Genomic DNA, 13,300 nt, shown 5'->3' on the forward strand with positions numbered 1-13,300 from the left:
AACCGGGCATCCGTCGGCTTATGCGCCTGACATGAGGTCAGTCCGGCTGTTTGCTGCCCGCCACGACCACATTGATCCCCTTCGAGCGCATACGGGACAGATGCTCGATGGGTGTATCTTCGTCGACAATGACAGCATCGAACTCTTCGAGCGCGGCAAACCGATGCAGCGCGCGGCGTTCAAACTTGGTGTGATCGGCGAGCAGAATCCGCTTGGCCGCGGACTCGAACATGGCCCGCTTCGTTTCGATGGTTTCAGGGGATTGGTGAAAGGCGCTATCGTCGATGATCGCGGCCAGTGACAGGAAAACCGTGTCGGCGCGGAGGCGCCGAACTTCGTTGATGGTGATATGGCCCATGAAGGCGTTGCACCAATTATAGAACTGCCCGCCGAGACTGATCAGGTTGAGATCGCGGATACCTTTGAGTTCATTGATGAGGATCAGCGAATTCGTGATGACCGTGAGGGGCACCTTCGAAGGCAGCAAAGCCGTCATCTGCTGGACAGTGGTGGAATCATCGAGGATGAGAGCCTGCCCGGTCTCGACAAACCGCAGCGCGGTCTGCGCGATCGATTTCTTCTCATTGGCCTGCCGGGTCGCGCGGTAGAGATCGCTCGATTCGATGAGGCTGGTAGGGGTGGCTGTGACGATGCCGCGCGTCTTGCGGATGATGCCCCGGCTGACGAGATCATCGACATCGCGATGGGCTGTCATGAGGCTGACGCCGAAGCGCTCCGTCAGGTCTTCTATTCGGATCGACCCCTCGGCAATCACCGTCTCGGCAATCAGCTGGCGGCGGGCCAACTGTCTGGCATGCCTGCTGTCGCTCGGCATTTCGTCCGACAGCATGTCTTTAACGTCGACTGGCTCTTTCATGATCGCCCTCTCCACGAAAATCTGCCTGTCGGGCTTCGTAACCGGTATCTCGCAGCGCGCAAAGGTCTCAATCGCCAATCCGGCAACCGGGAGGCGCAGGATCGCGCCTCCCGATTTTCCCTCATTATTCGCTCATAACGAACGGAGCGGTGTACTTATCGACATTCTCCTTGGTGATCAGGATGCAGTCGAACAGCTGCTTTTCGCGATCCACACCGGTTTTGCCGGTCTTGAGAAAGTTGTCCGCCTGCTTAACGGCGGCTTCCGAGAACACCGCCACGGGCTGAAGGACGGTGTACTGAAGTTCTCCGGCCTTGATCGCCGCGACGGCGTCGGGCGAACCGTCGAAGCCGCCGACCTTGACCTGGTCGAGCTTGCCAGCCTCCTTCAGCGCGGCGATTGCGCCGAGAGCCATTTCGTCATTGCCGCTGATCACGCCGATAATGTCGGGGTGCGCCTGCAGCATGGACTGCATCTTGTCATGGCCCTGGGTGCGGTCCCAGTTCGCCACTTCCTTGGCAACCTTCTCGAGGTCGGGATATTGCGTCAGAATGCTCTCATAGCCGTTGGAGCGGGTGGCCGCATTGTTGTCGGAGGGGCTGCCGAAGAGTTCGGCATATTTGCCCTTCTCGCCAACGACTTCTACCCACTTCTGGGCACCAAGGGCCGCGCCCTGCGCGTTGTTGGAGACGAGCTGCGCCTTGGCGAGGCCTTCCTGGTTGATTTCCGCATTGACCAGGAACACCGGGATGCCTGCGGCTACCGCCTTCTTAACCGCACCGATCGAGCCGTCAGCGTTGGCAGGGTCCAGAATGATTGCGGCGGACTTGTTGGTGATCGCCGTATCGATCAAATTGCTTTCCGTGTTGGTGTCGCCCTTGTGCGCGCTGACGACGGCCTTGTAGCCGAGCTTTTCCGCTGTCGCCTTGGCGACCTGGCCTTCCGTATACCAGTAGGGGTTGGACGGATCGTTGACGATGATCGTCATCAGCCCATCGGCCCAGGCTGCGCTGGTGAGCAATGGGACGGCGGCGATTGCCGCCAGAAGTATGCGCTTGCCTTTGTTGAACATAGTCTCACTCCCTTTCAATGAGTTGAGGTTGCGCCGGTTTCCGGCATTGTTCCCCGCGATCAGTCCCTTAAGTCGCCTCCTTGCCTCCCGCGGAAGAGCTTGGGTTCGCCGCAGCTGGGATCAGCGGCGGCCATATTTGATGCTGTTGAGCAGCACGGCCATGACGATGACAGCGCCGGTGAAGACGGTCTGCCAATAGGCGGAGACGCCGATGATCACGAGGCCGTCGGACAAAAAGCCGATCACGAACGCGCCGAGCATGGTGCCGATGACCGTGCCGCGACCGCCCGTAAGCGCTGCGCCGCCGATCACGACCGCGGCAATGGCCGTCAGCTCATAGGTCGTGCCGGCTGTCGGGCCTGCCGATGTGAGCTGGGACGAGAGGACGAGACCCGCCACCGCCGCGCAGATGCCCGAAAGCATATAGACGGCGATTTTGACGCGCTTGACGGGAACGCCGGAGAGTTCGGCCGCGCGCTCGTTGCCGCCGGAGGAATAAAGCCAGCGGCCGAAAGCGGTGCGCGAGAGGAGGATGCCGCATGCGATGGCGAAAACCGCGAGCACCAGCACGCCGATGGGGACCCCGGCAAGGCGATTGAAGCCGAGCCAGTCGAAACCGGTATTGCCGAGTTCCGGGCGTCCGCTCAGATTGTTGTAGGTCAGGCCGTTGGTCATCAGCAGCGCGATGCCGCGGGCGACATAGAGCACGCCGAGCGTCGCGACGAATGCAGGAACGCGCAAATAGGCGATGAGCACGCCGTTGACCGCGCCGACAGCAGCGCCGAGCAGGCAGGTCAAAATCACCACCACCCAGACCGGCGGATAGACGATGACGCCGAACTGGGGCAGGGTGACGCCCTGCATGAGAAACCCGGCCACGACACCGGCTAACCCCAGGGTGGAGCCGACCGAGAGGTCGATGCCGCCATTCAGGATGACCAGCAGCATCCCGATCGCCAACAGCCCGAAAATGGCGACATGGGATGCCATAATCAGGAAATTGTTGACGGTGAAGTAGTTCGGCGACATCGACGAGAAGACGATGATGATGGCGATCAACGCGAAGAACGCGCGGCCTTCGAACAGCAGCTCTATCAGGCTCTTCTTGCGCTTACCCTTCGCACTGGGTTTGCTTGTTTCCACGGAAGTGGTGACCGACATTTCCGGCTCCTTCACTCGGATTAGTGCGTGACTACAGCCTCACCCGAGGCAGCCATGATTTGTTCTTTGGTGACATCAGGGCCGAACTCGGCTGAAATGCGCCCTCGGCGCATGACGACGATACGGTGAGCGATGCTCAGGCATTCGCCGACTTCTGAGGTCGTGTAGATGACGGCGAGCCCCTGCCGGGCGCGCTCGGCGAGCAGCTTGAAAACCTCGGCCTTGGCCCCGATGTCGATGCCGCGGCTCGGTTCGTCGAGCAGGATCACCTCCGGATCGGTCGCGAGCATCTTGCCGATGACGACCTTTTGCTGGTTGCCCCCCGACAGCGAGCCGATGGCAGCCGCGCCGCCGTCGGTCTTGATGTGCACCCGCTGAATCGCATCGCTGATGAGCTGCGCTTCTCGGGCAAAGGAGGTAAAGAAGGCGCGCGTTATCGCGCCGATGCTTGCGAGCGAAAGATTGCGGCCAACGGTCATCGTCTGGACAAGCCCGTCACGCTGCCTGTCCTCGGGCACTAGAACGAGGCCGTTCCGAATGCACTCTGCGATGGATTGCCCCGTTACGTCCCGTCCCTTGAGGGTCACTTTCCCGGATGAAGGGGGAAGCCGCCCCGCGACAGCTTCGAGCAACTCCGTCCGGCCCGCGCCCATCAGACCATAGATGCAGACGATCTCGCCTTCACGGACAGACAGGCTCAAATCATCGACTAGATTATACTCCGCCCCGGTAGGGTCAGGCACCGTCAAACCATCGATGGATAGGGCGACATCGCCGATGGTGTAGCCAGTGGGAGGAGAGCCGAGATTGAAATTCTCGCCGACCATATGGCGCACGATCCATTCCAGATCGATGTCCTTGCGCTCCGCATAGGCGGTCATCGTCCCGTCGCGCAGCACCACGGCATGATGGGTGATCTGCAGCGCCTCTTCCAGATGATGCGAGATATAGACGATCGCCACGCCCTTGCTCGTGAGATCCCGGATGACCTTGAACAGCACTTCGACTTCGGAGGCGCTGAGCGCCGAGGTCGGCTCGTCCATGATCAGGATGCGCGAGTTGACGGAGAGCGCCCGTGCGATTTCCACGATCTGCTGCTGCCCAAGGCGGAGTTCCTCGACCGGCGTGAGCGGGTCTATATCCTCCTCGAGTTCGGCCATTAGCGCACGGGTCTGACGCTCTTCTTCGGCGAAATCCACGCCCGTTGCCGTCCGGATCTCGCGTCCCATGAAGATGTTGTCGCGCACATTCATGTTCGGCGCGAGACTGAGCTCCTGATGGATGATCGAAATACCCCGTTCCCGCGCATCCGTGGAAGAGGAGAAGGTAACAGGCTGCCCATCGAGCACGATCTCGCCCGATGTCGGCTTGACGACGCCGGAGAGGATTTTCATCAGCGTGGATTTGCCCGCGCCGTTCTCGCCGAAGAGTGTGGTGACCTGGCCGCGCCGGATCTCGAAATTCACGCCTTTCAGCGCATGGATATTGCCATAGGATTTCGCGATGTTGCGCGCGGCGAGCACAACCTCGCCCGCCTGTCCGGGGGATTGGGTGACGCTCATTTTACCTCGAGCCTCACTGGTGTCACGATCCAGCTCTTCGGGTTCACCAGCTTGAAGACCCCCACCACGGAGATCGTCTTGCCGGAGAGGGCGTTGGGATCGATGTTTGCCAGAACGGTCTTCTTGACCTCATTGTTGATGGCCGTCCCGGCGTCCTGATACTCGATCTGATTGGTGAACTGATCGAAATGAATGTCGCCGGTCGCATCCCGCAAATCCGTTCCCGTCAGGGCCGGGCCGGTCTGCACACGCACGGTGATCTCAGGCGGCAGGCCTTCAATCGAGACGGTGCTGTAGTTGGACTTGCGCTCACCCACAACGGCGGTGAACGACACGGGGAGCACCGGCCCTGTTGAGGTCGCTACGCCATATTTCTGGCCGGCTGCCTGCTTGTCCGCCTGGATCGCCTTTGCCAGCTCGACGGCATCGACGGCGCGCTTCGAGACGCTCTCCTGGATTTTCGGGAATTCCTGCGCGCCAAAGGCTTCCGGCGAGAATTTCTGCTCGCGCACGTCATGCTGGGAGCCGATCACGACGACTTTCGTGTCGAAGGCCATGGCGCCCACCAGGGCAATAGCGGCTACGCCTAATATCCACATATACCGTTTCGACGGCTTGGCGGCTTTTCGTCTGGTGCGTTCGGTCATGGGTGTGCCTCGGCAATTCCCCGAAGGGAGTGCTGGTGTCTGGTGTCAGGAATTGGAGCGTCGGTTTTCCGTGGCGGCGCGAGCATGAGCTGGCAGCGTTTCCACGCAGAAAAGCCGATCACGGGCTTCCGCCTCATGGCGGTTGATTGTGTTTGCCACGATTTCCTCCCATCAAGATGCCAAACGGAGGTCTCCCTGCTCCGTCCGGCCCAGCAATCATCACGATCACTGCGTTATGGTCGTGTTAATTAGTGCAATTGGTATGTTAAGTTCGTGGGCGCTGTCAACCGGGCATATTTCACATTCTGGGTAAAACATTCCGGTCTTATCGGAGGGCCGCGCCGCATTCCGTCCTTAATTCGTGTTTAGTCGAGGCGCCGCGCCCCTGCCGCTCAGTGCGAAGATAATTGGGTGCCGTGGAATATAAATCTGGGATAAGCTTCTGATATATATGTAAAAAATATCATGATCGCGCGCGGTTGGTCCGCGCGGCGCATAAGTCCCGATTTGTCGCGTCACTCGCGGGCTTCATCTGAGGACGAGGTCTCCGGCTATCGGAGTGAGTGAGCGTTTACGCTTATTGTATATGAAAAAAAATGCGTGTAGAGAAAAAAAATACAAAGCCTGTGTTATGTTTGTGGTATATATGTATGAGCGACCAACCGTGGCTCGAATACCAGGCGGAGCGGAGGCCTGAGGCGTCTTTGTGAGCCAAATGCAGGGAGGAGTGAGATGGATTTGATCGGTTTAGCGCCTCCATCGGGCGCAAATGTGATGCACCGCGAGGCCGGTCATGGCTGAAGCGCAGGATCTGATCATCGGAATCGATGCGGGCACCTCGGTCATGAAGGCGGTTGCCTTCACGCTTGCCGGACAGCAGATCGCCTCCGCGTCCGTCCGCAACAGCTATAGCGCCAAAGCCGATGGCTCGGTGACGCAGTCGCTGTCAAGCACATGGGAGGATTGCGTAAAGGCGCTGCGTGGCCTTTCCGAAAAAGTCGAACATCTTTCGCGAAGGGTGGCCGTCATCGCCGTTACGGGGCAGGGTGACGGTACCTGGCTGGTCGGCAAGGATAACCGGCCTGTTGCCGATGCCTGGTTATGGCTCGATGCGCGCGCTGCGCCCACAGTGGTGCGCCTTTCGGCCCTTGAGGCCGACCGTGCGCGCTTCGAGGCGACGGGCACCGGCCTCAACACATGCCAGCAGGGCAGCCAGATGGCGCATATGGACCGCCATTATCCTGAATTGCTTGATGGCGCCGAAGCTGCCATGCATTGCAAGGACTGGCTCTACCTGAACCTGACGGGCGTTCGGGCGACCGATCCGTCCGAGGTAAGCTTCACCTTCGGCAATTTCAGAACCCGCAATTATGATCCGATGGTTCTGAAGGCTCTCGGTCTCAGCCATCGGCGCAATCTCCTGCCCGATGTTCTCGAGGGAACGCAAACGACCCATCCGCTGAGCTCTGAAGCCGCATCGGCCTGCGGCCTGGCGGCGGGGACGCCGGTATGTCTCGGCTATGTCGATATGGTGATGACAGCGCTCGGGGCAGGGGTGCGAAGCGGCGGCGAAAATGCTGCCTGTTCCGCCATAGGCTCTACCGGCGTCCACTTGCGCGCCAAGGCGGTTGGCGATGTCACGCTCAACCAGGAGAAGACGGGCTATGTGATCGCCTTGCCGATCCCCGGCATCGTGACCCAGGTGCAGACGAATATGGGCGCGACCATCAATCTCGACTGGTTGCTGCAGGTGGGCGCAGACCTGTTGGCCGATTTCGGGGTCGAGGTGACGCTGGAGAATCTCATCGCCCGAGTGGATCATTGGTTCGCCGCGAGTAACCCGGGCGGCATCGTCTATCATCCCTATATATCCGAAGCGGGCGAGCGCGGTCCGTTCGTCAATGCCGAGGCGCGCGCCAATTTCAGCGGGCTCTCCAGCCGGCATCGCTATCCCGACCTGGTTCGCGCCGTCATCGAAGGCTTGGGGATGGCGACGCGCGACTGTTACGCGGCCATGGGCACCTTGCCGCCGGAAATCCGTATCAGCGGGGGCGCGGCCCGCTCCAACGCGCTTCGTCAGACGCTTGCCGCCGCACTCGATGCACCTGTGCGGGTGAGCTCGCGGGAGGAGGCCGGAGCGGCCGGCGCAGCCATGATGGGAGCGGTTGCCATCGGCGCCTACCGCAACATGGACGATTGTATCGCCGATTGGGTGGCGCCGTATCTGGGCAAGGCGGAGACCGCGGAGAAGGCGGCGACAGAGCGGATGCAACGGCTCTTCACGGCCTACCAGACCATTCGAAAGGGCGTGACGCCTGCCTGGAGCATCCTGGCGGGCCATTGAAATTAACCTGATGTGCAATATGCGGCGCGAAGCGATCGTGTCTACGGCGCGCCGAGGGAGTTGGCAGGAATGACGGAACCCGAAACATACGACCTCTTCGTCATCGGTGGAGGCATCAATGGTGCCGGCATTGCCCGGGATGCGGCAGGGCGCGGATTGTCGGTTCTCATGTGCGAGAAGGACGATCTTGCCGAAGGCACCTCTTCGCGTTCCGGCAAGCTTGTCCATGGCGGGTTGAGATATCTCGAATATTATGAGTTCCGTCTTGTCCGCGAAGCGCTGATCGAGCGGGAAGTGCTCTTGAACTCCGCCAGCCATATCATCTGGCCGATGCGCTTCGTCTTGCCCCACAGCCCGAATGACCGACCGGCATGGCTGATCCGCCTCGGCCTTTTCCTTTACGACCATCTGGGAGGGCGCAAGAAGCTGCCCGGCACCCGCACCATCGACCTGCGCCGTGATCCCGAGGGCGCCGCGATAGAGGACCAATACACCAAGGCGTTCGAATATTCCGACTGCTGGGTGGATGATGCCCGCCTCGTTGTTCTCAACGCCATGGACGCCGCTGAAAAAGGTGCGAAGATATTGACGCGCACGGCATGCACCAGCATCCGCCGCGAAAAGGGGATGTGGACGGCGCAGTTGCGGGACGTCAATAGCGGTGCTGTCACCACCATCCGTGCCCGCGCCGTCGTCAACGCCGCAGGTCCCTGGGTCAACGATGTGATCGGCAGGATCGCCGGGGCCAACAGCCGCCGTTCGGTGCGCCTCGTCAAGGGCAGCCATATCATTGTGCCGAAGTTCTGGAGCGGGCAGAATGCCTATCTGGTCCAGAACAGCGACAAGCGCGTGATCTTCATCAACCCTTACGAGGGCGACAAGGCCCTGATCGGCACCACCGACATACCCTATGAGGGGACACCTGAAACGGTTGCCGCCGACGAGGCGGAAATCGAATATCTCATCAAGGTGGTCAACCGCTATTTCAAGGAGAAGCTGCGGCGGTCCGATGTAATCGAGAGTTTCTCAGGCGTGCGGCCGCTTTTCGATGACGGCCAGGGCAATCCTTCAGCCGTCACCCGCGACTATGTCTTCGACCTCGATGAGACGGATGGCGCGCCGTTGCTCAACGTGTTCGGCGGGAAGATCACGACATTCCGCAAGCTCTCCGAGCATGCCTTGCAAAAATTGCAGAAATATTTCCCGAAAATGGGAGGGGACTGGACGGCCAGGGCCACTTTGCCGGGCGGCGACATCCCCAACGCCGATTATGTGGCGTTCTTCGAGACCTTGCGTGCGGCATATCCATGGATGCCGCGCCATCTCATCGATCATTATGGCCGGCTTTATGGAACGCGGTTGCGTGAAATCGTCGGCAATGCCGCCTCGCTGGATGGGCTTGGACGTCATTTCGGCGGCAATCTCTACGAGGCGGAGGTTCGTTATCTGGTCAAAAAGGAATGGGCGCAGACCGCTGAGGATGTGGTGTGGCGGCGAACCAAGGAGAGCCTGCGCATGACTCCGCAGCAGAAGGCCGAGTTTGCCGAATGGTTCCGGTCGGAACTGGCGAACGCTGCGTAACTTCCTCCCGAACTTATCGAGATCAGACATGCCCCTCACTCTGTCGCTGAACACCAATCCGCTCGTCAATCGCTTCGCTGAGCCCGACGACCTCATCGATATGGTCGCGCGCGATCTGAAGATCAGGGATCTGCAGCTGACCCATGAATTCATCAATCCGAGCTGGCCGGCACCTGTCATCAACCGGCTGACCCGCCAGATGAGGGGAGCCTTGCAACGCACGGGTGTCCGCGTCACCTCAGGCATGACCGGTCCCTATGGCCGCCTCAATCATTTCGGCCACCCGGAACGGGATGTTCGCCGCTATTACGTCGACTGGTTCAAGACATTCGCCGATATCATCGGAGAGCTTGGCGGCACGTCTGTCGGCACGCAGTTCGCCATCTTCACCTATCGCGATTATGACGATCCGGACCGGCGGGAAGAGCTCATCGACATAGCAATCGATTGCTGGGCTGAAGTTGCCGAGCATGCCCGTGCGGCGGGTCTCTCCTATGTCTTCTGGGAGCCGATGAGCATCGGGCGCGAATTTGGCGAAACGATCGAGGCCTCAATGGCGTTGCAGGATCGAATTTCCGCGTCGAAAATGGCCATTCCCATGTGGATGATGGCCGATATCGACCATGGCGACGTCACCTCGGATAACCCCGATGATTACGATCCCTATGCATGGGCGCGCGCGGTGCCGCCTGTCTCGCCGATCATCCACATCAAGCAGAGCCTTATGGATAAGGGCGGCCACCGTCCGTTCACCGCGGAGTTCAACGCCAAGGGCCGGATACAGCCCGAGCCGCTATTGGAAGCGTTTCGCCAAGGCGGTGCGACGGATAACGAAATCTGCCTCGAATTGTCCTTCAAGGAACGGGAGCCAAACGACCGGCAGGTCATTCCGCAGATTGCCGAAAGCATTGCATTCTGGGCGCCCTATATCGACACCGGCGCATCGGAGCTTAATATCGGCTGAAGCCCTGTGGGGGGAGTCGCGGAGACAGTAGCATTCGTCATGTCGGATTATGAGAACTCGCTGGCTGTAAGGGCTGCCTGGCTGCATTATGTCGGCGGGTTGACGCAAGCTGCCGTGGCAAAAAGGCTCGGCATCCCCGGAGTGAAAGCGCACCGTCTGATTGCGCGCGCCGTCGCCGAAGGCGTGGTCAAGGTGAGCATTGACGGCGAGATCGCCGAATGCGCCGATCTGGAAACGCGGCTGTGCCAGCGTTTCGGCCTCGATTACTGCGAGGTCGCGCCTGAGATTGACGGCGACGATGGCCTCGCTCTCACGACGCTCAGCCATGCCGGCAGCCGTTTCCTGAGACAGGAGATCGAAACGGGAGAAAGCAAGGTCATCGGCTTCGGCCATGGCCGGACCCTTTCCGCCGCCGTAAGCCAGATGCCGCGCATATCCGCCGGCGGCAAGACGTTCGTTTCACTCCTGGGCGGCCTCACCCGAAATTATGCCGCCAATCCGCATGATGTCATGCATCGGCTGGCTGAGAAAACCGGGACGCAGGCCTATGTCATGCCCGTGCCCTTCTTTGCCAATTCCGAGGAGGACAGGGACGTCTTCCTCGCCCAGCGGGGGGTGCGGGAGATTTTTCAGCTGGCAAGCAGTGCCGATCTCAAGATCGTCGGTATCGGCAGCGTGGATGCCGACGCGCATCTCTTCAAGTCCGGCATGCTGGAAAAGCAGGAGATCGAGGAAATTGCCGCTTTGGGCGGTGTGGGCGAGCTCCTGGGACATTTTTTCGACAATAGAGGGCGGATCCTGCAAACCTCCGTCACGGCGCGCACATTGGCGGCACCGCTCGCGGAGACCGGCAAAGACCGGCTGGTGGCCATCGCGGGCGGCTTCATGAAGATTGCCGCGATCAGCGCTGTTCTGCACAGCAACAAGCTCCACGGGCTCATTACGGACGAGGCGACCGCCAAGGCGCTGCTCGGATAAAAGCCGATATCGAAATCACAGAAATTATGTGACTTTGTTAAAAAACGCTGTTATCTTCTGAGTGATCCCTCGGCGCGGAAAGCTTGACGATGAAACGCGAAGAACGCAGGCAGGAAATCATAAACCTTCTGGTCGAAACCCGGGCGGTCGACCTCGATCATCTGGCCGAGCGCTTCGCCGTATCGAAAATGACCATTCACCGGGATCTCGACGATCTCGAAGCTGCAGGCGTCCTGCGCAAGATTCGCGGCGGGGCGACCATCGATGCCGGTACGCAATTCGAGAGCGATTTCCGCATCCGGCAGATGCAGGAGGCCGAAGTCAAGCAGGCGATCGGGCGTGTTGCGGTCGATCTGGTCGAGCCGGGGATGACGATCATCGTCAATGACGGCTCCATGGCCGCGGTCTTCGGCGAAATGCTTCTTGAAAAGCGCCCGCTGACCATCGTGACCAACAATTCGGCGATCATGGAGAGGGTCAAAGGCGAAAGCGGCATCCGCCTGATTGCCCTCGGAGGCGTCTACTCGCCCAAATTCAATGCTTATCTCGGAATTATGACGGAAGAAGCTCTGTCGCGCTTACGTGCGGACATCGCCTTCGTGTCGACGCCGGCGGCGTCGGGCCGGTTTGCCTATCATATGGATGAAGACGTCGTGCGAACGAAGCGTGCGATGATGAAATCCAGCCGGCAGAGCTGCCTGCTCATCAACAGCAGGCGTTTTGGCCACACGGCGCTGCATGTGCTGGGCGAGCTCTCCGAATTCACCACAATCATATCGGACAAGCCCCTGCCGGAAGACATTTCGGTCGAGCTTGTCCGTGCCGGCACCATAATCAAAATCGCGAGACGGGAGGAAGACAATTGAGCCAGGAACGGCGCTATTGGGTTGGCACCAGCTGGAAGATGAACAAGACGCTGGCGGAGGCGTTGGCTTTTGCCGAGGGCTTGAAGGAGGCCGACTCCAACAGGCATCCTCAAATACAGCGTTTCGTCATCCCCCCCTTTACCGCGGTGCGGCAGGTAAAGGAAGCCTTGGGCGGTACGTCGGTCAAGGTCGGCGCGCAGAATATGCACTGGGCGGATCATGGCGCGTGGACCGGGGAGATTTCTCCGCTCATGCTGAGGGATTGCGGCCTTGATATCGTCGAACTCGGCCATTCCGAACGCCGCGAATATTTCGGCGAAACCGACGAGACGGTCGGGCTGAAAACCGAAGCCGCCGTCCGCCACGGCCTCACACCGCTCATCTGCATCGGCGAAACCCTTGAAGACCGCGAAAGCGGCAGCGCCGCGGGGGTATTGGCCCGGCAGGTGAGGGGGGCTTTGTCGCGTCTTGCAGGCGAGCAGAAGCAGGCGGAAGTCTTGCTTGCCTATGAGCCCGTCTGGGCCATCGGCGAAAAGGGCATTCCGGCCACCGCTGATTATGCCGATGCCCGCCATGCGGAAATTGCCGCCATTGCCGAGGAGGTTATGGGACGGAAGATTCCCTGCCTCTATGGCGGCTCGGTCAACCCTGAGAATTGTCAGGAACTCATCTCTTGCCCGCACATCGACGGGCTCTTCATCGGCCGCTCGGCCTGGCAGGTCGAAGGCTATCTCGACATCCTGGCGCGCTGCGCCGCAACCATCTGAGGAGACACAAATGAAACTTGCAATTGCCGGAGACAGCGCAGGCGAGGGGCTTGCAAAGATTCTCGCCGATTACTTGAAGGATCGCCATGAGGTCGCGGAAATCTCCCGCACCTCGCAGGGTCCCGACGCCTTTTACGCCAATCTCTCGGACCGGGTGGCATCCGCCGTTCTGGCGGGTGAATACGACCGCGCCATTCTGGTTTGCGGCACCGGCATCGGCGTCTGCATCGCCGCGAACAAGGTTCCCGGCATCCGGGCTGCCCTGACCCATGACACTTACTCTGCCGAACGCGCGGCGCTTTCCAACAATGCGCAGATCATCACGATGGGCGCGCGGGTGATCGGCCCGGAACTCGCCAAAGCGATCGCCGATGCCTATCTGGCCCAGACCTTCGACGAAAACGGCCGTTCCGCAAGCAATGTGAACGCCATCAACGAGGTCGACGCCAAGTACAACGCAAAGAAGGGCTGACGGCTCAAG

12 protein-coding genes are annotated in these 13,300 nt (G+C 60.2%); 7 read left to right on the forward strand and 5 right to left on the reverse strand.

The genetic code is table 11. The features are described from left to right. Positions 1-37 precede the first annotated feature (37 nt). The 5 genes from ACOWVG_RS15795 to ACOWVG_RS15815 all read right to left on the reverse strand — a co-directional run bounded on the left by ACOWVG_RS15795 (position 38) and on the right by ACOWVG_RS15815 (position 5,319). Positions 38-877: a DeoR/GlpR family DNA-binding transcription regulator gene (locus tag ACOWVG_RS15795; protein ID WP_420963274.1), complete on the reverse strand. Its 840-nt coding sequence runs from the start codon at positions 875-877 to the stop codon at positions 38-40. Positions 878-1,001: 124 nt separating this feature from the next. Then, entirely contained in the window at positions 1,002-1,949 is a 948-nt protein-coding gene (locus ACOWVG_RS15800) for a D-ribose ABC transporter substrate-binding protein (protein ID WP_420963275.1), read from the reverse strand. Between the two features lie 120 nt (positions 1,950-2,069). Then, a complete protein-coding gene (locus ACOWVG_RS15805; RefSeq protein WP_420963276.1) occupies positions 2,070-3,110 on the reverse strand; it encodes an ABC transporter permease in 1,041 nt (346 codons plus the stop codon). A gap of 20 nt (positions 3,111-3,130) precedes the next feature. Next, on the reverse strand, positions 3,131-4,672 hold the full coding sequence (locus ACOWVG_RS15810) for a sugar ABC transporter ATP-binding protein (protein WP_420963277.1): 1,542 nt from the start codon (positions 4,670-4,672) through the stop codon (positions 3,131-3,133). After that, on the reverse strand, positions 4,669-5,319 hold the full coding sequence (locus ACOWVG_RS15815) for a DUF2291 family protein (RefSeq protein ID WP_420963278.1): 651 nt from the start codon (positions 5,317-5,319) through the stop codon (positions 4,669-4,671). The genes ACOWVG_RS15810 and ACOWVG_RS15815 overlap by 4 nt, the downstream gene beginning before the upstream one ends. Before the next feature lie 793 nt (positions 5,320-6,112). Between ACOWVG_RS15815 and ACOWVG_RS15820 the strand changes: the two genes are divergently transcribed. The 7 genes from ACOWVG_RS15820 (at position 6,113) to ACOWVG_RS15850 (ending at position 13,291) form a co-directional block, all read left to right on the forward strand. Then, positions 6,113-7,663: an FGGY-family carbohydrate kinase gene (locus tag ACOWVG_RS15820; RefSeq protein WP_420963279.1), complete on the forward strand. Its 1,551-nt coding sequence runs from the start codon at positions 6,113-6,115 to the stop codon at positions 7,661-7,663. 69 nt (positions 7,664-7,732) lie between these two features. Continuing rightward, the gene (locus ACOWVG_RS15825) at positions 7,733-9,244 is read left to right on the forward strand and encodes a glycerol-3-phosphate dehydrogenase (RefSeq protein WP_420963280.1); all 1,512 of its coding nucleotides are present in this window, start codon (positions 7,733-7,735) and stop codon (positions 9,242-9,244) included. Between the two features lie 28 nt (positions 9,245-9,272). Beyond that, positions 9,273-10,208: a sugar phosphate isomerase/epimerase family protein gene (locus tag ACOWVG_RS15830; RefSeq protein WP_420963281.1), complete on the forward strand. Its 936-nt coding sequence runs from the start codon at positions 9,273-9,275 to the stop codon at positions 10,206-10,208. 39 nt (positions 10,209-10,247) lie between these two features. Further along, positions 10,248-11,186: a sugar-binding transcriptional regulator gene (locus ACOWVG_RS15835; protein WP_420963282.1), complete on the forward strand. Its 939-nt coding sequence runs from the start codon at positions 10,248-10,250 to the stop codon at positions 11,184-11,186. 89 nt (positions 11,187-11,275) lie between these two features. Then, positions 11,276-12,052: a DeoR/GlpR family DNA-binding transcription regulator gene (locus ACOWVG_RS15840; RefSeq protein WP_420963284.1), complete on the forward strand. Its 777-nt coding sequence runs from the start codon at positions 11,276-11,278 to the stop codon at positions 12,050-12,052. Then, a complete protein-coding gene (locus tag ACOWVG_RS15845; RefSeq protein WP_420963285.1) occupies positions 12,049-12,819 on the forward strand; it encodes a triose-phosphate isomerase in 771 nt (256 codons plus the stop codon). Before ACOWVG_RS15840 ends, ACOWVG_RS15845 begins: the two co-directional genes overlap by 4 nt. A 10-nt stretch (positions 12,820-12,829) precedes the next feature. Continuing rightward, positions 12,830-13,291 carry an RpiB/LacA/LacB family sugar-phosphate isomerase gene (locus ACOWVG_RS15850; RefSeq protein WP_420963286.1) on the forward strand — a complete coding sequence of 154 codons (462 nt, stop codon included), beginning with the start codon at positions 12,830-12,832 and terminating at the stop codon, positions 13,289-13,291. The last annotated feature ends 9 nt before the right edge of the window (positions 13,292-13,300 follow it).

It is taken from the genome of Brucella sp. IR073 (genome assembly GCF_049065735.1).
Lineage (GTDB): Bacteria > Pseudomonadota > Alphaproteobacteria > Rhizobiales > Rhizobiaceae > Paramesorhizobium.

Excerpts from the sequence above, each read along its gene's own strand:
- ACOWVG_RS15835 (WP_420963282.1), top strand. The coding sequence starts at position 10,248 with ATGTCGGATTATGAGAACTCGCTGGCTGTAAGGGCTGCCTGGCTGCAT.
- ACOWVG_RS15810 (WP_420963277.1), bottom strand. The coding sequence starts at position 4,672 with ATGAGCGTCACCCAATCCCCCGGACAGGCGGGCGAGGTTGTGCTCGCC.
- ACOWVG_RS15830 (WP_420963281.1), top strand. The coding sequence starts at position 9,273 with ATGCCCCTCACTCTGTCGCTGAACACCAATCCGCTCGTCAATCGCTTC.
- ACOWVG_RS15840 (WP_420963284.1), top strand. The coding sequence starts at position 11,276 with ATGAAACGCGAAGAACGCAGGCAGGAAATCATAAACCTTCTGGTCGAA.
- ACOWVG_RS15795 (WP_420963274.1), bottom strand. The coding sequence starts at position 877 with ATGAAAGAGCCAGTCGACGTTAAAGACATGCTGTCGGACGAAATGCCG.
- ACOWVG_RS15800 (WP_420963275.1), bottom strand. The coding sequence starts at position 1,949 with ATGTTCAACAAAGGCAAGCGCATACTTCTGGCGGCAATCGCCGCCGTC.
- ACOWVG_RS15850 (WP_420963286.1), top strand. The coding sequence starts at position 12,830 with ATGAAACTTGCAATTGCCGGAGACAGCGCAGGCGAGGGGCTTGCAAAG.
- ACOWVG_RS15825 (WP_420963280.1), top strand. The coding sequence starts at position 7,733 with ATGACGGAACCCGAAACATACGACCTCTTCGTCATCGGTGGAGGCATC.
- ACOWVG_RS15805 (WP_420963276.1), bottom strand. The coding sequence starts at position 3,110 with ATGTCGGTCACCACTTCCGTGGAAACAAGCAAACCCAGTGCGAAGGGT.
- ACOWVG_RS15815 (WP_420963278.1), bottom strand. The coding sequence starts at position 5,319 with ATGACCGAACGCACCAGACGAAAAGCCGCCAAGCCGTCGAAACGGTAT.
- ACOWVG_RS15820 (WP_420963279.1), top strand. The coding sequence starts at position 6,113 with ATGGCTGAAGCGCAGGATCTGATCATCGGAATCGATGCGGGCACCTCG.